Origin of the sequence: Kosakonia radicincitans DSM 16656 (genome assembly GCF_000280495.2) — a bacterium.
Classification (GTDB): Bacteria; Pseudomonadota; Gammaproteobacteria; order Enterobacterales; family Enterobacteriaceae; genus Kosakonia; species Kosakonia radicincitans.
In genome coordinates this window covers 2,828,220-2,848,658 of the sequence record NZ_CP018016.1, presented here as the reverse complement: position 1 = coordinate 2,848,658, position 20,439 = coordinate 2,828,220, and the positions used below count along the sequence as shown (strand labels likewise).

Here is a 20,439-nt window from a genome sequence, read left to right as displayed (position 1 = left end):
AGGGTTGCGTCGTTATGCGGCCAGGACATTTTGTAGCATCGCGCGGGCGGGGATGTTGATATCGATCTATCCGGCAGCGGTTCGCCCATTCCGGCGATGACGGAACAGGCGAAAGGAGCGCCGCCGTTAGCGGCGGGAAAGCGTCAGACGCTTAATTCATTCACCACTTCAGCGACACTTTTCACGCTGCGGATGCTGCCGATCCCGGTACCGAGCGCGATATAACCTTCGTCGCTGTTACCTTCCAGCATACCGACGCGTAAGCTGCTCACGCCGCCCATCGCGGCGGCGATCTCTTCCCGGCTGGCTCCGGCTTTGTCCATTTGCACCAGTTTTTCCGCCAGCTTTCCGGGCAGCGAACGGTAGTAGTCAGGAAGGGTGCGAAACAGCAGCATATCCAGCCCGTTTGCCGCGACGATTTTGTCCTTCACCGATTGCGGTACGCGGCTCTCATGGGTGCTGATAAACACTGAACCGGCAAACACCCCTTGCGCGCCAAGGGCATGAGCGGCGCGGGCAGTGCGGTTATCGGTAATACCCCCCGCAGCCAGCACGGGAACGTTTTTCACCGCATCGACAATCAGCGGCACGATGGAAAAAGTGCCTAGCGCGGTACCCGGCAGTGTTCCGCCTTCATCAAACCCTGTCGCGACGATAATATCGGCACCGGCCTCTTCAGCCTGGCGACTGTTTTCAGGCGTGGGATTGATATCCCGGTAGATGATTTTAATGCCTGCTTCTTTCAGTTCATCAAACAGTGCAGGGATCACCACGTCTTTGCCGTAGCCGGTATACACCACGGCCTGCACGCCTTCTTCTTTTATTACCTGCAGCATGGGCGGCGTCCAGATGTCATTTTCAATCGCCGGGATCAGATTAACGCCGAAGGGTTTCTCGGTGAGCATTTTGGTTTTGCGAATCTCTTCGCGCATTTTTTCAGCTGTCGCTTCCGGCGTCGAGACGGCGGTTTCCGCAGTCAGGCCGGCGTTTGGCCCCAGCACGCCCAGACCACCGGCATTACTGACCGCCGCTACCAGGCGGGCATCGGTCAGCCATGAGAGCGGCCCCTGAATAACGCTTTTTTCGATACCGAGAATATTGCTGACACTGTGATTTTGCATCGTCTGTTTCCTTAAAAAAAGATAGCGACAGGCCGGTATAATCCGCTGTTGATCAGTACCCTGACGGATTGTGTTCCGGAATAGCGCCATTCTAAGCGGCGTATTTATTATTAAAAATGGTCAATACGCTTCATCACTATTACGAAATAAGTAACAATAAGAGGTATTCCTTCCGGTAAAGAAGCGGGCTATGCAAATCAATGTCTACGAATTAATGCGGATCTTTATTGCGATCGTGGAGACGGGCAGTTTCTCGCAGGCGGCGGAAAATCTGCAAATCCACCGTCCCGCTGTGACCAAAGCCTTACAGCAACTGGAACAGCACTGCGGCGTGCGCCTGTTGCACCGGACCACGCGGCGCATCAATATGACGCCAGAAGGCGAGGAGTTTTATCGCAACAGCAAGCCATTGCTGGAGCAAACCGATGATTTGCTGGGATCGTTTGCCGCGGGACGCCCGCTCTGCGGGCCGTTGCGTGTCGATATGCCGGTTGCCATTGCCGCTTTGCTGGTCGCGCCCAATCTGCCGGATTTTTATCGTCGCTATCCCGGCATCGAAATTATTCTCAGCAGTTCAGATCGCCGTAAAGATATGCTGCGTGATGGTCTGGATTGTGTATTGCGCATGGGGGCGCTGGAGGAGGGGGATTATGTTGCCCGGAAACTGGGTAATATCCGGCTGGTCACCTGCGCCAGCCCCGTTTATCTGGCGGAACATGGCATACCGGAAACGCTGGAGGATTTGCAGCATCATCAGGGCGTGAACTGGGTTAACAGTAGCAACCGGCAAATTATGCCGTGGGTATTTCAGACGCCATCCGGAATAGAAGAAATTCACCTTCCGGGTAAGCTGGTGCTGGATAATTCAGAAGTGTACGTGGCGGCAGGTCTGGCCGGGGTTGGGCTGTTGCAGGGCATGGATTTCTTTTTACGTCCCCATATTGATGATGGACGGCTGATCGAAGTTTTGCCGCAAAATCCGGTTCCCGCGCGAAAATTGTCGATGCTCTATCCGCATCGCCATATCTCACCGAAAGTGCGCGTATTTACGCAGTGGCTGGAGGGGTTATTACTGCAGGTGTTGCACTGAGCGGTTGGTACATCATTCAACATTGAGAGGGCAGAATGGCTATTCAGGTGTTAATTCCGGACGACTATCAGCTTGCCACGCAGCAGCTCAGTTTTCTGCGGCAGAATGATAAATTCCATTGTTCTGCGCTGGGCGATTTAAGCAAAGAGACGCAGGCAGAGAGCGCGTTATTCAACGCCCAGGCATTAATCCTCATCCGGGAAAGAACCGTTGTTGATGAGGCGTTTTTGCGCCGCACACCGAATCTGAAGTTAATTAGCCAAACGGGTAAGCTGGCAAGAAATGTGGATATTGACGCCTGCACGCGGGCCGGTGTCGCTGTTGTCGAAGGTGTCGGTTCTCCGGTGGCACCCGCTGAATTAACGTGGCTCTTGATTATGGCATCCAGAAGAAAATTCGTTTCTTCGGTGAATGCCATGAAAGAGGGGCGCTGGCAAACGGAAATCGGATCGGCGGTGAATAAACAGGTTTTAGGGATCCTTGGATACGGCAAAATCGGTAAGCGAATTGCCAGCTATGCGCAGGCATTTGACATGCAGGTTCAGGTGTGGGGAAGCGAGCGTGCGCAGCAAGAGGCACGTGCCGCTGGGTTGCAGGTGCCGGAAAATCGCGAGCAGTTTTTCGCAACTTCCGATGTGATCACCGTGCATCAACGTTTGGTGGCGCAAACGGAAGGCAATATCACTTCCGCCGACCTCGCACTGATGAAAACGGATGCGTTATTCGTCAATACCAGCCGTGCTGAACTGGTTGCCGAAGGCGCGCTTTACCACGCGCTGCGCCAGGGGCGCCCCGGATATGCCGCGCTGGACGTCTACGAACAAGAGCCTGTATACGATACGCATAACCCTTACCTGGAAATGCCGAATGTGCTCTGTACGCCGCATCTGGGTTACGTGGAAACAGCCAGCTATGAGTTATATTTCAAAACGGCCTTCGATAACGTGGTGCGTTTTTTTGCCGGTGATACCTCACAGGTGATAAACCGCTGAAAACGGCCTCTCCGGCGGGAGAGGCGGGCAATGTTTCACAGCGACGCGGCGGTGCGGGCGGCCGTGTCGTAAAGGGATGAGATGGTGCGCAAAAGCTGCGCCGTTTCGCCAATGGATTGCCCCGGGATCCCGCTTTCCGCATGAATACTAATCAGGCAGGCTTCACGCACATCGCGGTATTTCATGCATAACGCTTTTCCTTCATCGGTCGTGGAGAAAAAGAGTTCCTTTCCGGCTTTTTCGCTCGTCACGTAGCCTGCTTTGATCAGCTTTTTCAGGGCGTAGGTCACCACATGCGTATCTTCTACGTTCAGGACGAAACAGATATCTGCCAGCTTTTTCTTGCGATTGCGATGATTCACGTGATGCAGAAGTGAGACATCAAAAGCCCCCATATCAGGTTCACCTGCTGCGGTCATACAGCGCACCATCCATTTGTTGAAGGCGTTGCTGGTCATGATCAATGCATACTCCAGCTCCGATAATTCAGCGCAGCGTTCGGAAACCAGATGGCGTGAAGAGACGATACGGCCATCCGCAATATCGTCGCTATTCGTTGATGTGGCGCTCTTTTTTGAGTTCATAAGGTTCCTTACTGGAGTGTGACTCTTAGCCAAAAATGTAAACGGAAAGCGATAAAATAAGAACATTTTATTGATAAATCGTTTACATGTTTTTGCGGTTCAGATATAGCTTTTCATACCGGTTCTGTGAACACCGCAGGGCTGTCGCAATACACAACATCGCTCGCCGCAATGCACCTCGCTTCGTTTGAATACGAAGTATTAAAAAAATCGCCATCGGCGCGCAACGCTCACTTTAGATAGGGTAAACGTTATGGACGGTTCTACACTGCTGCCACTTATCGGCATACCGATAGTGGTTATTGGTTTTGCACTGCGCTTCAACCCGCTGTTGGTGGTCGTTGTTGCAGGGTTGACTACCGGATTGTTAGTGGGAATGGATTTCGGGACGCTGCTGGAAACCTTTGGCGAAAAGTTCGTCAATAGCCGCTCGCTGGCCACTTTTATTTTGATCCTGCCGGTTATCGGACTGCTGGAGTATTACGGTCTGAAAGAGCGAGCGCAGGCCTGGGTGGCAAAGATTGCCAGCGCGACATCGGCACGGATTTTGATGCTCTATTTTGTCGCGCGTGAGGGAACGGCGGCTCTGGGCTTGATGTCGCTTGGCGGGCATGCGCAAACGGTTCGTCCACTGCTGGCGCCAATGGCCGAAGGGGCCGCGTTGAATGAATACGGCGAATTACCCCAGCATATCCGCGACAAAATCAAAGCGCATGCTGCCGCGTGCGACAACATTGCGGTCTTCTTTGGTGAAGATATCTTTATCGCCTTCGGCGCGGTGTTACTGATCGATGCGTTCCTGAAGGAGAACGGTATTGAAGGGATTGAACCGCTGCATATCGGCTTATGGGCCATTCCCACCGCGCTTTCGGCATTGATTATTCATATGACGCGCTTGCTGCGTCTGGATGCCAGCATCCGTCGCGACGTGATGGCATGGAAAGCAGAGCAGGGCGCGCAGGAGATCGTTCAATGATGACGTTGATGACCATTAACCGCGTTTATTACCTGATTGGTTTTGTCGTGATGCTGCTGGTAATCATGACATTACGGGATCGCGGCAATCCTAAGCGCTTTACGACGGCGCTGTTCTGGTTTTTGTTTGGCGGGATTTTTCTGTTTGGCGATCTGATGGTTCAGGAACTGGGTAAATCACTGGCCTACCGAATTATTGGCGGCGGCGTTATTGTCATCGCTCTGCTTGCAGGGTTTGGCCTGGTTGGAAAAGGGCATTACAAAATGTCTACCGAGGCTGAACGCATTGCCTCCTCGAATCGCCTGAAAAACTGGCTTTTCTTGCCAGCGCTGATGATCCCGGTAGTGACAGTGGTGGGGACGTTATTCCTGAAAGGGGTTGCTGTTGGCGGCGTTTATCTGCTCGACCAGAAACAACTCACGCTGGCTGCTTTATGCGTCGCCTGCGTCGCCGCGATCCTGACGGGCTGGTGGCTGACGCGCGGAACGCCGCTGCATGCTATTCGCCAGTCCCGGCGCCTGGTGGATACCATTGGCTGGGCGGTGATCCTTCCGCAAATGCTCGCCATGCTGGGCGGCGTATTTGTGGTGGCTGATACGGGCCAATCGGTGCAAAAGGTGGTGAGCCTGTTTGTGAATCCGGATAACCGCTTCATGCTGGTGGTGATTTACTGCATTGGCATGGCGCTCTTCACCATGATTATGGGTAATGCCTTCGCCGCTTTTCCTGTGCTGAGTGCCGGTATCGCCTTGCCGTTCCTGATTAATGTGCATCACGGAAACCCCGCCCCCTTGCTGGCGATTGGTATGTACGCGGGATATTGCGGCACGTTGATGACGCCGATGGCGGCGAATTTTAATATCGTTCCCGCCGCGTTACTGGAACTGAAAGATAAATACCAGGTGATTAAGATTCAGATCCCGACGGCGTTAACCCTGCTGGTGGTTAACGTGTTCTTAATGTATTTCCTCGTGTTTCGCTAAGCGCGGCAACGAATTAAGGAGCAGTTATGCAATTAACTCAACATCAGGCAGAAGCCTTTGCCCGCATGCCATTAACCTATTTACGTCAGGAATACCCGAATCACATTATGCATTTGCTTAATGATGATGGTGATGTCTTGCCGCCACGGGAACTGCATCCCATCTTTTACGGCTGCTTTGACTGGCACTCCGCGGTACACGGTTACTGGCTGTTGCTGCGCTGCGTGCGTCTTTACCCGGATCTGGCGTGCAAATCGGAGATCACCGCGCTTTTTGATGAGCACCTGACACAAGAGAAGGTGGCGCAGGAAGTGGCCTATTTTAACGCGCCGTTCCGCGCCTCGTTTGAGCGCCCTTATGGCTACGGCTGGCTGCTGGCGCTGGCTCAGGAACTGAAGCACTCATCACTGCCGCAGGCGCAAGGCTGGCATCAGGTGCTGGAGCCTTTAACCCAGGATATTCGCGACAGGCTGGTGGATTATCTCAGCAAGTTGACGTATCCCATCCGTGTTGGCACGCATTACAACACGGCGTTTGCGCTGGCACTGGCGCTGGATTACGCCCGTGCGCTTGCGGATCGGCCGCTTGAGCAGGCCATTCTGGATGCTGCAAACCGCTATTATCTGGCAGATACCGATTATCCTGCGCACTATGAGCCAGGCGGCGATGAGTATATTTCGGGCGCGCTGACCGAAGCGTTGTTAATGAGTAAAGTCACCGCCAATTTCCCGGCCTGGTTCGATGCGTTCTTACCGGATGTGGCGTCGGTTTCGGCGCTGATGAATCCGGCGGAAGTCAGCGACCGTACCGATCCGAAAATTGCCCATCTTGACGGGCTAAATCTCAGCCGCGCCTGGTGCATGAAACATATCGCGCAGGCGTTACCGGAAAATCATGCCGGGCAAAAAGCGTTAAACGATGCTGTGAAACGCCATCTTGCGGCAAGCGTAGAACATGTAGTGGGAAGCCATTATAGCGGCGGCCACTGGCTGGCCAGTTTCGCGCTGCTGGCGCTGGAGTAAAGGGTAGGTGGGTGCAGCGTGATAGTGCTGCACCCAAGCCGATGCTGAAAAACGTTTGCATCAGCATCTCAAGTTTTAACGCATTATTTTTGCTTCGATGCCCACAGAGCCAACACTGCTGAGATGATGAGTATCCCTGCGCTCAGTCCGAACGTGCTCTGAAAACCAAACTGGTCAAACAAAACCCCACCCAACGTAGAACCTAGCGCAATCGAAAACTGGACTGTAGCAACCATCAGACCTCCACCTGATTCAGTATCAGATGCAGTCGCATGAGCAACCCAACTCCACCATCCTACCGGTGCAGCTGTTGACAGCACACCCCATACCCCCAATAAAACACATACTGCCAGTACGTTGTTACCCATGGGGATAAGAATCACTGCAACTGAAGCCATAACCAGCGGTATTGTAATGAGTGTCTGATAGAGGCGGTTTTTGATCACAAACCCAATCGCCGTCGTTCCCACGACTCCTGCTATTCCAATCATTAACAATATCAGCGTTACTGCGCCTGAATTAACTTTAGTGACATTCTCCAGGAAAGGTCTGACATAGGTAAAAAGAGTAAATTGCCCCATAAAAAAGATACCGGCGGCGCACATACCCATTGCGACATTTTTCTTCCGTAAAAGCGAGGCAATGGTTGAGCCAGTATTACGGGACTTGCCAGTTTCCATGGAGGGGAGGCTTACCCATTGCCAGACGAACGTGACCATAGCTACAGGCACTAAGCACAGAAATGCACCTCGCCAGCTGATGACAGCCGTAAGATAGCTACCAAGTGGAGCGGCCACTACCGTCGCCAGGGCATTTCCGCCATTGAAAACGGCCAGCGCACGCGGAACGTGGCTGATATGTACCAGTCTTACAGCTGTGGCGACAGACATTGACCAGAAGCCGCCAATCACCACACCGATCAGCGCGCGGCCCAACATATAGACAGCAAAGTTAGGCGCCAGAGCGACGATCATGGCCGATATGCCCATCAGGGCGGTTAATGCCAGTAAAAGAAACTTACGGTTCAGCCCTCCAGCGAGCCTGCGTACGGTAAGACTTGTCACGACGGCAAAGACCCCCGAAATCGTCATTCCCTGGCCGGCAGTGCCTTCAGTGATCCCTAAATCTCTGGCAAGCGGCGTTAACAGACTGACGGGCATGAACTCTGAAGCAATCAGGGCAAAAACGCAGAGTGAAATAGCAAATACGCCATTCCAGTTAGAGTCATTTACGGTATTAGCATCATTCAAAGTTGGTTGATTTATTTTTGAATGTTTTGTTTTCATTGTGACTACCTTTAATGCAGAACATCAAAAAAAAGGGGCACAGGCCCCGAAAAAAAAGAGGGTTATTTTCATTGCGAACGAGGGTTAATATCTACATCAAAAATAAAATTAATTTACGTTGAAAGGGAAGGGACTTCTTATTCTGAATAATATTTGATATTAAATTGTCGATGCATCTATAACATAGCGATATCGCGCTTTCTTATTAAAGACGTTATCCCACGCCTCATTAATTTGATCAGCTTTAATAATCTGAATTGTGGGCAATATTTTGTTTTGTGAACAGTAATTAACCACTTCCTGAGTTTCTTTCATGCCGCCTATCATTGACGCGTTGAAATTAACCCTTGATGCAGCAAGCCCAAGTGCATTAAGTGTAATCTGAAAACCTTCAGGCATCCCGACCTGAGTGAATGTCCCGTATGGCTTCACGACTGATGCGTAGGCCGCGACATCATACTGATAGGGGATCGTGGATATCATATAATCCAGCGTTCCCTGATAAGCTTTGAATTTTTCCGGGCTATCGACCACAATAACTTCTTTGGCCCCGAATGAAAGAATGTCGTCGGCTTTTGACGGTGTGGTTGTAAAAGCGTATACCTCGGCTCCTTTGGAAACAGCAAGTTTTATGGCCATGTGGCCCAGACCACCAATTCCTGCCACTCCTACCTTCATGTTTTTGACGATACCTGCCTTCATGAGCGGGGAGTATGTGGTTATTCCTGCACACAGCAACGGTGCCGCTTCCTGAAAGCTGATGTTATCCGGAATATGGACAGCGAAATGATCCCGTACCACGATGTTTGTGGAATATCCGCCCTGAGAAATTCCCGTCGGGGAATCACTTTCAGGGAAACCATATGTAAATACAGTAGCCGGGCTGTATTGTTCTGTATTCTCCAGGCTCATCAACTGTGAGTTTGGCAGCGTGCTGTTAACCATACATCCAACACCTGCTCTATCACCGACTTTAAACCGGGTGACATTCTTTCCAACCGCAGCGACAATGCCTACAATTTCATGTCCGGGAACCTGAGGGTACTTTTGAACACCCCAGTGTCCTTTCATCTGATGAATATCAGAATGGCAAATGCTGGCATATTTTGTCTCAATCAGAATATCGTTGTCGCCAACGGCTCTGCGTTCAAAGGACCAGGGTGCAAGTTTCCCCGAGGTGTCAAAAGCCGCGTAACCGCGCGTTCTTACTCTCGAACCATTTGTGTCTGCTGCAAGTGAACCAAGAGGAGTGCTCAGCAATACTCCTGCCCCAATTACCGCACCAGAACGAACAACAAACTCGCGACGGCTGAGATTCTTTTTATCATCCATCAATATACTCCTGCTCATAAGTTTGACCGGGTTAGATTTCTGCTTCTGAAAGAGAGGCAGAATGTATTCTGGTAAGGACTGACGTCAGTCAGAGAAACCTTTCTTAATTACCGCAGGATGCTAGTGGGTTTCTTCGGATAATCTGACTAAAGAGCAATTTACATACTTGCGTTAGCATAAAATACACAAATACGACAAATTATTTGTCCGATCCTATGAGTGCTTAATTTTGTTGTCATATATGCCTGACAATAGCGCTATGTTAAACATGCAGTTCGTGGAAATAGTTCGGTGGGATATTAAAGCTCACTGACTGACTTTCTCAGAACAGTGATATCCCTTTTAGGGGATAACCCAAACATCCTCGTATATTCGCGGCTGAAATGGGATAAGCTTTCATAACCGACAGCAAATGCTGCGGTAGTGACATCATAGTGCTCATTCAGCATCAGTCGTTTTGCCTCATTGAGTCTCAGCCATTTCTGGTAACGAAGCGGACTCATTCCAGCAAGTTGCCTGAAATGGTGATGAAAAGAGGGCGTACTCATTTGCACCCGACTCGCAAGTTCCTCGATACGTAAAGGCGATGCAATATTGGTCTTTAACCAGTCAATAGCTTTGCCGATACGGTAGCCATTACCGTCTACGGCCGCAATCTGCCTGAGATGATCGGACTGGTCACTCATCAGAAGCCGGTAATGTATTTCCCGCTGAATAAGTGGGCCAAGAACCGGGATTGCTTCTGGCTCGTCAAGCAATGAAAGCAGACGGCAGAAAGGCTCTAACAGAACATCAGTAACGGTACCTATTCCGACTCCTGCCCCGATGTCTCTTTTTTTGGCTGGCGGCAGGCTTCCCTGTGCAATTAACTCAATCAATACGCGCTGATCGAGTTGATAGGCTATACCGACGCAGGGCCGGGATGACGATGCTTTAAGCACTTCTGAACTTGCGGGCAAGTCGAGAGACGTGATCAGGAATTTTTCCACATCATATTTATAAGGCTCCCCCCCAATCCACATGATTTTCGCACCATCGACCACCAGAACGACACTGGGAGGGACCAGGCAGCTTACTGGAGAAGCAGGTTCGTTCCGCCGGAATAATTCCAGTCCTTCTACTGCTGTGGGGAAATCACCGGTACCAGGCGTGCGCTGCGCGATATCCCGGGAAAGCCTCCCGAGTAAATCTTCAACCGATTTGTCCAAAACCATTTTGAAATGCCTCTCATTTGCCACGTCTTTACGACATTAACTTATCAGTTTAAAAAAATGGAATATACACTTTCACGACAGGCTAATAGGATCAGGCAAAAAACTCATAGTATTTTAATAACACATTTCCTAAGAGCTATCCAAAATAGCAATACCGGAATGAGACCCTCACCGGGTAAGCCATTTCATCACACTGCACTATTTAAGTCGGGGATGAAAAAGAACGCATTCAAATGCAAGGAAGATAATCCGAAGAAAACTCGCTGCCATCGTAGAGAACGTCCAGATTAATATTAAGGCGTTTGGTATCACCAGTGTTTATCCGCAGGATGTTGTGACTGAAATACTCATGCGTGCGATTTAAAAATAGCCCTCCTTATCAACGAATGAAAGGTTTTAATACCATGACAATAAAATCTTCAAAGCGCTTTTTTAATGGCGCACTCCTTGCCGGAGCGCTGGCCATGATTTCAGCAGAATCTGCGGTCGCCCAGCCTGCGCCAGGTACAGCAGCTTCTCCAGTGCGTCTGGTACAGACGTGGGATAAAACATTCCCAAGGAGTGATAAAGTGGATCACCAAAAAGATGCGTATGATGGCGTTGACAGGGTCATATTTATGTATCCGACACACTGGTTTAACCTTACCCCCAATCTCAAATCTTATTTAAACGAGGTCTGGAGTTATGGGTGGGCATTTGGTCCTGAGGGGCATGCACTGAAGAACAAGGAAATGATGGTAGTCACTTCAGCCGGTGCCGCGGAGCAAATGTATTCAGCAGACGGGCTTATTAAAAGCAGCATGGCTGACGTACTGGCTCCGATGAAAGCCTCTGCACTATATGTAGGAATGAAATATCTCCAGCCACTGGTGATTTATAATGCCGTGAATGTTTCTCCCGAAAGAATGAATCATTTGAGTAGCGAGTTAGTCAGCCATTTATCTGCCTGAGTGCTATAAGCGAAATAGACGCGATTTTATTTACTTATCCGCATGTATTGACAAGGTCTAATTATGCAAAATTTTATTTTTCATAACCCGGCCAAAATTATTTTTGGCCATGATCAGATTTCCTCAATTGGTAATGAAATTCCGGGTGATAAAACCGTAATGATTGTTTACGGCGGAGGGAGTGTTAACCGTAATGGCACGCTGAAAAAGGTACGGGATTCGCTGAAAAACTATAGGGTTTATGAGTTCGGAGGAGTCCAGGCTAATCCACATTATGAAACGTTGATGGAAGCTGTTGCGCTTGTTAAGGATAAAGGTGTCAATTTTCTGCTTGCAGTGGGTGGGGGATCAGTTATTGACGGCACCAAATTTGTCGCAGCGGCTGCGTGCTATGACGGTGATGCCTGGGATATTGTTAAAAGTTACGGGAGCGTAGTGAAAAGGGCTTTACCGGTAGGTTGTGTACTGACCATTGCCGCAACAGGCTCAGAAATGAATAATGTCGCAGTTGTTACTAAAGCAGAAACAAAAGATAAGCTGTTTTTTGCATCCCCGTACGTTATGCCACAGTTCTCGGTTCTGGAGCCTGAACTGACATTTACTTTACCCCCAAATCAGACGGCTAATGGTGTGGTTGATGCATTCGTGCATGTACTTGAGCAATATGTGACTTATCCGGTGAATGCCAAAGTACAGGATCGCCTGGCAGAAGGTCTGCTGAACACCCTGAAAGAAGAGGGCCCAAAAGTCCTGACAGATCCTGAGGATTATGATGCCAGGGCGAACATTATGTGGGCCGCAACGATGGCGCTGAATGGCCTGCTCAGTACGGGGACCCCCGCAGACTGGGCATCACATTTGATCGGACAGGAAATTACAGGTCTGTACGGCCTTGATCATGCCCGCACGCTGGCGGTAATGATCCCGGCTATCTGGAAATACGCGCTGGCTGACAAGAAACAGAAACTTGCCCAGTATGGTGAACGTGTCTGGGATATCCCGGCATCTGATATTGAAACGATGGCTCTTCAGGCTATCGACGCAACGGTCGCATTTTTCGAAACCATGGGGGTTAAAACCCGTTTATCTGATTATGGTCTGGGGGATGATATTATTCCGGCGGTAACCAATAAACTGAAAGAGCACGGCCATGTTGCCCTGGGTGAACATGCGAATATTACGACAGAGAAAGTAGAGGAAATACTGAAACTGGCGTTGTAATAAAAATATCCACGTTCTATCGGCAGCATTTCGCCCTCTGAGCTGAAGCACATGCGCCAGCTGAAAGAGGAAAATCTGCGGCTGAAGAAACGGGGGGCCGATCTGAGCCCCGAGAAGGCGATGTTGCAGGACGTGCTGGCAAAAAGAACTGACGCTGGCACGCCTGCGTGAATGGGGCCGGGAGTATTTGATGGAGTGTAGCCTGGGTTTATGAAGTTACTAACCCATACATGCCATTTAACATAATATACATTATGCGTACTAACATGTAATCAGGAAGAATCCAGCATTTCGCACCTGTGATTGTGTTGCTTGTTTTATCCTTGGTTTACGGCTTTTCAGACCCGCCGCAGACCGCTCAATCCGCTTCAGGCGTTCCCTGATGAAAAATCATTTGCCAGCGGTCATCTTCATTTCTGACCCATAACGATGTGCGCAATGTGCGGTGCATTTTCTCTCCCGACGGACTTTGCCTGAACGTCCGGTATGTCAGTAGCAGCGCTCCGCTTTCGATCTGCGTTAATGCGAATTCCTCCGACGCGATTTGCTGTCGGTCGGTTTCTGCCAATAATGAATCGATAACTTGTTGTCTGCCGTATCGTTTCCCCGAACGACCAATCTCGAAAAAATGTCTGTGCAGTAATTTCTCAATGGCAATCTGCTGGCTACGAATTTCTGCCTGATGGAGCTGCCGTTCGTATTGGACAATTAGCGACTGTAAATCCTCTGTCATAGTTCACCTTTTCCATTTCCACCGATAAATGCCGAACTGCGCGTTTTCGCCCCGGCACCCGATCTGTAAGCTTCATCCATTTATCGGCTGTATATAATTCATTCAGATTATTCTTAATTGTTTACCGCGTTATGCCATTTATTCTTAACATCTCAAATACATAAGAACATTAACGATGGAGCGACTCGATGACCTTCCCCGGCCAACTCTCTGGTAACAACCTTCCCGATTACGGTCTTGCACGCAGCCTGGGCCTGGCCCCCGGTGATGACTTTGACTTTACGTCACTGGGCAATCAACTCGACTGTACCCGCAGTTTTCACCAGGTCGGCATCATTTATTCGGATGGGCCGCGTCAATGGCTGGTGCGTCCTTCGCGGCGGATCGCCACGCCGAATCAAAGTACTGTTAGCCATGTTATTGTTACAAAAGTAAATTCTCAATCCACCTACAGCGCAGCTCAAGCCATCAATACGACGATTCAGGCACCTTCACTGGCGAATGAAATTACGTCGACGGCCATTTCTTGCGGAGCCGCAGTCGTCACCGGCGTTCTCGCGCTGGGCGCTGGCGCAGCCGTACCGCTGACTGCCGGGGCTTCAGGCGTGGTGGCGGCGATCATTACTGCCGGAACGGTAGCCACCGTGGCGCAATGCGCTATCGGGCTGGGGCGCATCTCACTGATCGCCACCAATAATGACGACGTGGTAACCTGGCTTGACAGCGAATCTTGGTATGTCACGACCAGCACCGCGCTGGATATTCTCTCACTGGCTGGCGCCGGGGCCGGATTAAAAAGTACCCTGGAAACCTACAAGCTGATGAAAGGCGCAACGTCTTCCAGAGTAACAAACTGGCTGAAGAATTTAAGCCGCGCCGAACGTAAACGCATTACCGAGGAAATTATTCGCGCGCAAAACCCGGGAATATCCAACACCGGCGTAAAAGCAGCGATGAAAGCAGGATTTTACCCGAAACGTTATCCTTCAGAAGCATTACAAACTGCGTTGCAGCGTGAGCTGACGGCGGCACTGGTTAATACCTCAGCCTTTGCCGGTAGCGCGTTAACCGGAACGATCCGCAACCCTGGCAATATGAAAACCTCTGGGCAGTACATTATTGGTCTGATACAGTCATTTTCCTTTACAGGAAGTAATTGGTAGATGATGAAATATATAAAAAGAAGCCTTACGTTAAGTGCTGTGGTAGCAGAGAAAATAAAAACGAACGATCCGGAACGGCTGGAAAAATTAAAGGATCGTTTAAAGGATCGGCTGGGGATTCCTGCGGGCTGGCATATGATGGGCCTGCCGTTGATTGCCAGCATGATCCTCGCGGTGTTTAGCTTCGCCCTTCCCCAACCCTTTATCTGGCTGGCGATTTTTAGCTGGCTGTCGTTGCCGCATTATGCCGTAATGGCCGCAGTGATCCCTGTATCACTGCTCTATAGCGCCATCATTATTATCGCTATGGTATTAATTTCTCGGGGTTTTTTATCGGCGATGAAGGTTTATCTGTGCACGCTTTTTGTGACGTCGCTGGTCGCCATGATATTCTTTCTGACAGCCTTTGTTCCGGCATTGTTTGGCGCTGAACGTCAACTGTGGTTTGTTATCAGCTCATTGTTGGGGCTAATTTTCATTGGTTGTAGCGTTAAATGTCTTAATAGCGCCATGTTTTGCCGCACCAATGCGTTATATTTGCACAACCGGGTCTGGCGCAAGCAATTGAATATTCAGCGTCAGAACATATCCCTTTCAAAACGATAAAATAAAGCCGCTGCGATTATTATTCCGCAGCGGCAATACCGGATTCAAAATATCCGCTTCGACGCCTCCTGCGCCTTACAGATCCAGTTCAACCCACACAGCGGCATGATCCGAACCGGCATTGACCGGTTTTTTCAGTTCGGCGTAAGTTTCCCACTTCGCCGGACGCACGCCGGGCCACATCCCTTTACGGTATACGCCGCCCTGCTTTACTGTTTCCCATAACGCCGGCGACAACAGGATATAGTCGATTTTGTTATTGGCGGTACAGCTTCCCCAGGTACCCGGATAGCCGCCATTATCAAATTTTGCGTGGGTGAAAATATCTCGTAGATCGGTATCTTTCAGCAGTGGCGCAAGCGGCTGGCTGTCGGGCGTATCGTTAAAATCCCCGACAATGGCAATCAGCGTTTCTCCCGCTTTGATGCGTTGCTGGTAAATTGCTTTCACCCGTTCGGCCTGTTCACGGCGGCGGGCGTCCGAGCTGCTTTGCGATCCAAAGCCTTTACTTTTCAGGTGATTCACTAACACATGCAACGTTCTGCCATCCTTTAACGGGATAGCAAACTCCGGGCAATCACGGGAGAAAATCAGCGCGCCATCAGCATCTTTATCATCAACATGGCTACGGATGGTCGCAATCGGGAATGCGCTGACGGTCATCAAACCGACATCGATCCCGCGTTCGTCGTTACCATCAATCACCATCACATGCTCAAACGGCTTGCCATTACGGGCAGGAATGATTTCGCGGTTAAACGCCAGCAACGCGGGTCGGCTTTCCGCTTCGACGACAGCCAGAATATCGGCCTGCAGATCAATCATCACCTGCGCGGTCAACAGCATGGCCGTTTCATCCACCGGCGCGGCGCGCAGCTCCAGCGATCCAACCCAGTCGGCCCGCCCTTCGGCGATAATACGGATCTCCGAGCCATCTGTCGGCCGCGTCAGCAGTTTGCCACGGTTACGGCGCAGGATCACAAACGGTCCAGTATCAGACTTTTTCAGCCCCAGCTCGTTAAGCAAAACCACCATTTTTTGTTTCATTTCGGCGGTATAGGTTAATTCGCCGAGTAACGCATTCAGGGCGGCAAACTTTTCCAGAATCGGTTTGCCTTCGTCCCAGTCGGCCAGATTCATGGCCTTCGCGCGATCGAATAAGTTTTCCACATTGTAAGACGCCAGCCGCATCATATACCCTCCCCTTGAGTTCAGCCGCTTCTGTTGCGCCAGAACGCTGTCGCACAGGCAGTTTCCGGTTATGATTGTAGTCGTCGGCTGTGTCTTCAGCATGACAGAAACAGCCAGCCACCGGGAGAGCAGAATGTTCAGCGGACTCAACAAAAAAGAAGCCAGACGGCTTGCAGCGCTGGAGTTGTTGAAGCACGAAGATAAAGAACGTGACAGCGCACTAGGGGAATTTGCGGCATTTGCCAGCCAGCTTATGGGCGTCGAAGGCTGTTTTGTCACGGTAATTGATGATGTGTTCCAGTACGTCAAATATGCTGCCAATCTCCCGGAAGTTGCGGGAATCACGCCGCTTGAGGAGACAATGTGTAAACACGTCTTCGCGCAGTCTGCGCCGGTGATTTGCAGCGACACGCGAAACGATCCCCGGTTTGCCCACCATCCGCTGGTGAAAGATGGTGCGGTGATTTTTTATGCCGCCGCTCCGCTCAGAGATAAAGAGGGCGACATGCTCGGTACGCTCTGCGTCAGCAACCGAACGCCGCTTACCCCTTCGACACAACAGATTGCGGATTTCCTGAGCATTGCCGCGCTGGCTTCTTCCTGGCTTGAATGCTGGAACTCGGTCGGCCAGATTGATGCTTTAACCGCTCTGCCGAACCGGCAAAACTTGCTCAGGGCGATCGAACGCATTGCGGCGGATGAACCGTCCGGTGAGTACACGCTGATCATTTTCGACTGCATTGATATGCCGAGAGCGTATGAATTGTCGCGCTATCTTGGGTTGAGCGCCGTCGAAAATATGCTGAAAAGCTTCGCGACTTTATTACAAGTGCGGCTCGGTTTGCGCGATCAATCGCCTCTCTATGCTTTTGCCACCGGTCGTTATGCCCTGTTAGTGAAAACCGATGAATCAGAAGCCGTTTTGCGTAAAGCGGCAAATCTGCCGCCCACCAGCGCGAAAATTACTGGTGATATTGAGATTTCGTTGAACATTCACGCCGGGTTTATTCATTTTGTGGCGGGCCAGACGGCGGTCAGAGAAATCTTTCGCCAGGCGATCAGCGCCCTGCACGAAGCGATACGACAAAATATCCCCCTGCTTGCCTTCGATTCCGCCATGGATCAAAAGCGCAATCGCGATTTCAAAATCCTCTACGATCTGGGCGAAGCCATCAAAACAGATAACCAGCTTTATCTGGTGTATCAGCCGAAAATCAACCTGCATAGCGGGCGTACCGAAGGGGTTGAAGCCCTGCTCCGCTGGAAGCATCCGCAGTTGGGGAATATTCCGCCGACGGTGATTATCTCGCTGGCGGAGCGTACCAGCCTGATGTCCGATATCACCCAATGGGTGGTGACCACTGCCATCAAACAACTGGTGGCGTGGCGCAAAAACCACATCACCATCCCGATTTCGGTTAATTTAGCCGCCAGCGATTTGTCCAACGCCGGGTTTGCAAATGCGCTGGAAGAGAAAGTTCTTCAGGCCGGGCTGACCACTGCCGATTTGCGGGTTGAATGTCTGGAGACGGAGAAAGTGCTGGAAAACTCCATCGCCCTCGAAGAGCTGGATATGTTAAAAATGCGCGGCTTTAAAATCCTGCTCGACGACTTTGGCGCGGGCTACAGCAATATCAGTTATTTGCGTACTATTCCTATCGATATCATTAAGTTAGATCGTTCGCTTATTTGTAAAGTCACCAGCGATCGGGGCAGCCAGATTATCGCCCGCAACATTATCCAGATGCTGAAAGAGCTGGATTACATTGTGCTGGCGGAAGGCATTGAGGATGCAGAAACCGCGCAACTGCTTAAAGATTTCGGCTGCGATGAAGCACAGGGATACTTCTTCTCAAAGCCCCTGCTTCCTGAACAGATCCCGGCCTGGCTGGCGCAAAACGATGGTTAAGCGTCAATCTTCCTGTAATTTGCGCCACAGGCTCATTTTACTGATCCCAAGGTGCCGGGCCACTTTCTGCTGATCCTGATTGTAACGTCGCAGATAAAGGGTAATAACCTGCCGCTCAATGTCGCGAACCAGCGCCTTGAGCGATCCTTTGTTCAGATCCACGGTCACAGCATCATTAATCGCTGCGGGTTTGTTACTGCCCGCCAGCGAAAAACCGGTCAGTGTCAGCAATTCATACAACGAATAGGTCGGAAATTCCCCTGACAACAACGCCAGACGCTCAAGGATAAAACGCAGTTCGCGGACATTGCCCGGCCAGTGCCAGCCGGTGAACAGATCGAGAAATTGCTCCAGCAGATGTTCTGCCTGCCACTCACAAAGAAACATCCCGGCCAGATAACGAATATCTTCCGGACGTTCCCGCAGCGGCGGAACCGCCAGCGGCAGCACATTCAGTCGGTAGTAGAGATCGCGGCGAAACCCGCCTTCCTCGCTCATCTTCTCCAGCGAACGATTGGTCGCGCCAATAATTCTGACATCGACCGGGATCACGTCTTTGCCGCCGATATGCATGATTTCATACTCCTGGAGCACCCGTAATAAGCGGCTCTGGATGGTCATTGGCAGTTCGCCAATTTCATCGAGAAACAGCGTTCCCTGATGCGCCAGCTCGATAAGCCCCGACTTTCCTTCCCGCCTGGCACCGGTAAACGCGCCGCCTTCATAACCAAAAAGCTCACTCTCCAGCAGGCTTTCCGGGATCGCCGCGCAGTTGATGGCGACAAACGGCCCGCGACTGCGCAGACTGTGGTCATGTATGCTCTGGGCAAACAGCTCTTTGCCGGTGCCGGACTCCCCGTAAATCATCACCGGAGAATCGGTGCGGGCATAAATTTGCGCCAGCTTTTTGATCGCCTGCATTTCACCGTTGGCGGTGAAGATATGATCGAAGGTATAGCGGGCATTGAACCCTTTTTTCTTAAGCTTGCCGCGCAGGATACGCTCCACCTTCTCTATCTGCGGCGTATCCGTAAAAGAGCAAACCACGCCAATGCAGCGTTTGCCCATAAATATCGGCACCCGGCTGGTGATAATGGAGGTGCTATCCAGCTCCTGCAATTCGCGGATCTCCGGCGCTGCGGTCAGCAGCACCTGGTTTATCCGTGTGTTTTTAATAATTGAATCAACAGGTTTACCTATTACCTGTGTTCCGCTCAAGCCGAAAATCTTTTCTGCGCTGCGGTTAAACACCTGAATTTCATTATTTTCATTGGTGACAATGATGCCTTCCGTAATGGACGACAAAATGATCTCCAGCCTGGCGGTATCCTGCGCTTTGCGTTTCGTTGTTTCCACTATCGCCAGTGCTTCACGCAGCGCGCTGTTCACCGATTCGACACCATTTTCGATCAGGATGCCCTGCATCGCATATTGCCTTGCACTATCGGTGACCGGAAAACCGCCGGTCACCGTGGCATAGCGGCGGCGCCGACACTGCTCCAGTTTTTCGGTCATATCGGCGTGCGATAAAAAAACAAATTCATCGATGGTGATATTCAGCGCCTGCGCAATAAGTAATACATCCGTTAAGTAGGTCTGGTAATTAAAAAAGGCAATATGCTGCGGATAATTTTTCAGCGGAATGAGCGATTTCAGTAAATCGGCAGTCGATGTCAGTATTTTAACCACCGGAATCTGCGTTGATTTTTCGATATATTCCGCTGTCCCTCCCCGGCTCAGAATAACATCGTAATACTCTGTATCAAGATTTCTGGCGATGCTGGCCGCTTTCTCGAGGCTGCCATGATAAACGTGGCAGTTAAAAATACCCGTACATTGTTCAGCGACTATTTCGCCCAGTTGCGGGTAAGGTGTAATTAATGCAAGGTTTGGCAGAGGATTCTTGTTCATGGCGATAATTTTCAATGTTGTCGTTTTATTAAATCAATATCACAGTTGATATTTCTAACACAATTGATATTGAGTCTGGCGTAGTGTTTTTTATTTTCATCAATTAAAAACATTAAAATTCATGCTGTTAAGTCATTTCTTTCCTTTTTTGTTTT

General features: G+C 50.5%; 18 protein-coding genes and 2 pseudogenes. 12 read left to right on the top strand and 8 right to left on the bottom strand.

The genetic code is table 11. The features are described 5' to 3' along the window. Positions 1-143: 143 nt before the first annotated feature. Positions 144-1,121, bottom strand: a complete 978-nt coding sequence (locus tag Y71_RS13725) for an NAD(P)H-dependent flavin oxidoreductase (protein WP_007375016.1) — start codon at positions 1,119-1,121, stop codon at positions 144-146. A 190-nt stretch (positions 1,122-1,311) separates the two neighbouring features. On the opposite strand from Y71_RS13725, the gene Y71_RS13720 reads away from it, so the two are divergent. Both Y71_RS13720 and Y71_RS13715 read left to right on the top strand, forming a co-directional pair. Then, the gene (locus Y71_RS13720) at positions 1,312-2,211 is read left to right on the top strand and encodes a LysR family transcriptional regulator (RefSeq protein WP_007375017.1); all 900 of its coding nucleotides are present in this window, start codon (positions 1,312-1,314) and stop codon (positions 2,209-2,211) included. Positions 2,212-2,246: 35 nt separating this feature from the next. Continuing rightward, positions 2,247-3,203 carry a D-2-hydroxyacid dehydrogenase family protein gene (locus tag Y71_RS13715; RefSeq protein ID WP_007375018.1) on the top strand — a complete coding sequence of 319 codons (957 nt, stop codon included), beginning with the start codon at positions 2,247-2,249 and terminating at the stop codon, positions 3,201-3,203. A 35-nt stretch (positions 3,204-3,238) separates the two neighbouring features. Here the strand turns inward: Y71_RS13715 and Y71_RS13710 are convergent, their stop codons facing one another. Next, positions 3,239-3,787 (bottom strand): winged helix DNA-binding protein, encoded by a 549-nt coding sequence (locus Y71_RS13710; protein ID WP_007375019.1) that lies wholly within the window; start codon positions 3,785-3,787, stop codon positions 3,239-3,241. Positions 3,788-4,040: 253 nt separating this feature from the next. Here Y71_RS13710 and Y71_RS13705 point away from each other — a divergent pair, with 253 nt between their 5' ends. The 3 genes from Y71_RS13705 to Y71_RS13695 are packed head-to-tail and all read left to right on the top strand — an operon-like array spanning position 4,041 to position 6,768. Further along, positions 4,041-4,763, top strand: a complete 723-nt coding sequence (locus Y71_RS13705; protein ID WP_007375021.1) for a DUF969 domain-containing protein — start codon at positions 4,041-4,043, stop codon at positions 4,761-4,763. Then, positions 4,760-5,746, top strand: a complete 987-nt coding sequence (locus tag Y71_RS13700; protein ID WP_007375022.1) for a DUF979 domain-containing protein — start codon at positions 4,760-4,762, stop codon at positions 5,744-5,746. Before Y71_RS13705 ends, Y71_RS13700 begins: the two co-directional genes overlap by 4 nt. Positions 5,747-5,772: 26 nt before the next feature. Next, positions 5,773-6,768 (top strand): DUF2891 domain-containing protein, encoded by a 996-nt coding sequence (locus Y71_RS13695; RefSeq protein ID WP_007375023.1) that lies wholly within the window; start codon positions 5,773-5,775, stop codon positions 6,766-6,768. An 83-nt stretch (positions 6,769-6,851) separates the two neighbouring features. On the opposite strand, the gene Y71_RS13690 is transcribed toward Y71_RS13695, so the two are convergent. From Y71_RS13690 to Y71_RS13680, 3 genes are all read right to left on the bottom strand, one after another. Continuing rightward, the gene (locus tag Y71_RS13690; RefSeq protein ID WP_007375024.1) at positions 6,852-8,054 is read right to left on the bottom strand and encodes an MFS transporter; all 1,203 of its coding nucleotides are present in this window, start codon (positions 8,052-8,054) and stop codon (positions 6,852-6,854) included. A gap of 159 nt (positions 8,055-8,213) precedes the next feature. After that, positions 8,214-9,386 carry an NAD(P)-dependent alcohol dehydrogenase gene (locus Y71_RS13685; protein WP_007375025.1) on the bottom strand — a complete coding sequence of 391 codons (1,173 nt, stop codon included), beginning with the start codon at positions 9,384-9,386 and terminating at the stop codon, positions 8,214-8,216. A 299-nt stretch (positions 9,387-9,685) separates the two neighbouring features. After that, entirely contained in the window at positions 9,686-10,600 is a 915-nt protein-coding gene (locus Y71_RS13680) for an AraC family transcriptional regulator (protein ID WP_007375026.1), read from the bottom strand. Positions 10,601-10,986: 386 nt separating this feature from the next. Here Y71_RS13680 and Y71_RS30725 point away from each other — a divergent pair. The 4 genes and pseudogenes from Y71_RS30725 to Y71_RS30720 form a co-directional block, all read left to right on the top strand. Continuing rightward, positions 10,987-11,184: pseudogene (locus Y71_RS30725) on the top strand (alpha/beta hydrolase); the annotation flags it as partial. Between the two features lie 33 nt (positions 11,185-11,217). Continuing rightward, positions 11,218-11,550 (top strand): NAD(P)H-dependent oxidoreductase, encoded by a 333-nt coding sequence (locus Y71_RS13675; protein WP_354000866.1) that lies wholly within the window; start codon positions 11,218-11,220, stop codon positions 11,548-11,550. 63 nt (positions 11,551-11,613) lie between these two features. Beyond that, positions 11,614-12,771, top strand: coding sequence for an iron-containing alcohol dehydrogenase (locus Y71_RS13670; RefSeq protein ID WP_007375028.1), 1,158 nt, complete (start codon positions 11,614-11,616; stop codon positions 12,769-12,771). Positions 12,772-12,792: 21 nt separating this feature from the next. Continuing rightward, positions 12,793-12,918, top strand: a pseudogene (locus tag Y71_RS30720) (IS3 family transposase); the annotation flags it as partial. Between the two features lie 211 nt (positions 12,919-13,129). On the opposite strand, the gene Y71_RS13665 reads toward Y71_RS30720, so the two are convergent. Then, complete coding sequence (locus tag Y71_RS13665) at positions 13,130-13,504, bottom strand: nuclear transport factor 2 family protein (RefSeq protein ID WP_007375030.1); 375 nt, start codon at positions 13,502-13,504, stop codon at positions 13,130-13,132. A 188-nt stretch (positions 13,505-13,692) separates the two neighbouring features. Between Y71_RS13665 and ssp4 the strand changes: the two genes are divergently transcribed. Both ssp4 and Y71_RS13655 read left to right on the top strand, forming a co-directional pair. Continuing rightward, on the top strand, positions 13,693-14,667 hold the full coding sequence (gene ssp4 / locus Y71_RS13660; RefSeq protein WP_007375031.1) for an Ssp4 family T6SS effector: 975 nt from the start codon (positions 13,693-13,695) through the stop codon (positions 14,665-14,667). After that, positions 14,668-15,273 carry a hypothetical protein gene (locus Y71_RS13655; RefSeq protein ID WP_007375032.1) on the top strand — a complete coding sequence of 202 codons (606 nt, stop codon included), beginning with the start codon at positions 14,668-14,670 and terminating at the stop codon, positions 15,271-15,273. Between the two features lie 75 nt (positions 15,274-15,348). On the opposite strand, the gene Y71_RS13650 is transcribed toward Y71_RS13655, so the two are convergent. Then, positions 15,349-16,464, bottom strand: coding sequence for an endonuclease/exonuclease/phosphatase family protein (locus Y71_RS13650; RefSeq protein WP_007375033.1), 1,116 nt, complete (start codon positions 16,462-16,464; stop codon positions 15,349-15,351). A gap of 133 nt (positions 16,465-16,597) precedes the next feature. Here Y71_RS13650 and Y71_RS13645 point away from each other — a divergent pair, with 133 nt between their 5' ends. Beyond that, the gene (locus Y71_RS13645; protein WP_007375034.1) at positions 16,598-18,373 is read left to right on the top strand and encodes an EAL domain-containing protein; all 1,776 of its coding nucleotides are present in this window, start codon (positions 16,598-16,600) and stop codon (positions 18,371-18,373) included. 3 nt (positions 18,374-18,376) lie between these two features. Here the strand turns inward: Y71_RS13645 and Y71_RS13640 are convergent, their stop codons facing one another. Beyond that, entirely contained in the window at positions 18,377-20,284 is a 1,908-nt protein-coding gene (locus Y71_RS13640; RefSeq protein WP_035943454.1) for a sigma-54-dependent Fis family transcriptional regulator, read from the bottom strand. Positions 20,285-20,439: the final 155 nt, after the last annotated feature.

Excerpts from the sequence above, each read along its gene's own strand:
- Y71_RS13725 (WP_007375016.1), bottom strand. The coding sequence starts at position 1,121 with ATGCAAAATCACAGTGTCAGCAATATTCTCGGTATCGAAAAAAGCGTT.
- Y71_RS13720 (WP_007375017.1), top strand. The coding sequence starts at position 1,312 with ATGCAAATCAATGTCTACGAATTAATGCGGATCTTTATTGCGATCGTG.
- Y71_RS13715 (WP_007375018.1), top strand. The coding sequence starts at position 2,247 with ATGGCTATTCAGGTGTTAATTCCGGACGACTATCAGCTTGCCACGCAG.
- Y71_RS13710 (WP_007375019.1), bottom strand. The coding sequence starts at position 3,787 with ATGAACTCAAAAAAGAGCGCCACATCAACGAATAGCGACGATATTGCG.
- Y71_RS13705 (WP_007375021.1), top strand. The coding sequence starts at position 4,041 with ATGGACGGTTCTACACTGCTGCCACTTATCGGCATACCGATAGTGGTT.
- Y71_RS13700 (WP_007375022.1), top strand. The coding sequence starts at position 4,760 with ATGATGACGTTGATGACCATTAACCGCGTTTATTACCTGATTGGTTTT.
- Y71_RS13695 (WP_007375023.1), top strand. The coding sequence starts at position 5,773 with ATGCAATTAACTCAACATCAGGCAGAAGCCTTTGCCCGCATGCCATTA.
- Y71_RS13690 (WP_007375024.1), bottom strand. The coding sequence starts at position 8,054 with ATGAAAACAAAACATTCAAAAATAAATCAACCAACTTTGAATGATGCT.
- Y71_RS13685 (WP_007375025.1), bottom strand. The coding sequence starts at position 9,386 with ATGGATGATAAAAAGAATCTCAGCCGTCGCGAGTTTGTTGTTCGTTCT.
- Y71_RS13680 (WP_007375026.1), bottom strand. The coding sequence starts at position 10,600 with ATGGTTTTGGACAAATCGGTTGAAGATTTACTCGGGAGGCTTTCCCGG.
- Y71_RS13675 (WP_354000866.1), top strand. The coding sequence starts at position 11,218 with ATGTATCCGACACACTGGTTTAACCTTACCCCCAATCTCAAATCTTAT.
- Y71_RS13670 (WP_007375028.1), top strand. The coding sequence starts at position 11,614 with ATGCAAAATTTTATTTTTCATAACCCGGCCAAAATTATTTTTGGCCAT.
- Y71_RS13665 (WP_007375030.1), bottom strand. The coding sequence starts at position 13,504 with ATGACAGAGGATTTACAGTCGCTAATTGTCCAATACGAACGGCAGCTC.
- ssp4 (WP_007375031.1), top strand. The coding sequence starts at position 13,693 with ATGACCTTCCCCGGCCAACTCTCTGGTAACAACCTTCCCGATTACGGT.
- Y71_RS13655 (WP_007375032.1), top strand. The coding sequence starts at position 14,668 with ATGATGAAATATATAAAAAGAAGCCTTACGTTAAGTGCTGTGGTAGCA.
- Y71_RS13650 (WP_007375033.1), bottom strand. The coding sequence starts at position 16,464 with ATGCGGCTGGCGTCTTACAATGTGGAAAACTTATTCGATCGCGCGAAG.
- Y71_RS13645 (WP_007375034.1), top strand. The coding sequence starts at position 16,598 with ATGTTCAGCGGACTCAACAAAAAAGAAGCCAGACGGCTTGCAGCGCTG.
- Y71_RS13640 (WP_035943454.1), bottom strand. The coding sequence starts at position 20,284 with ATGAACAAGAATCCTCTGCCAAACCTTGCATTAATTACACCTTACCCG.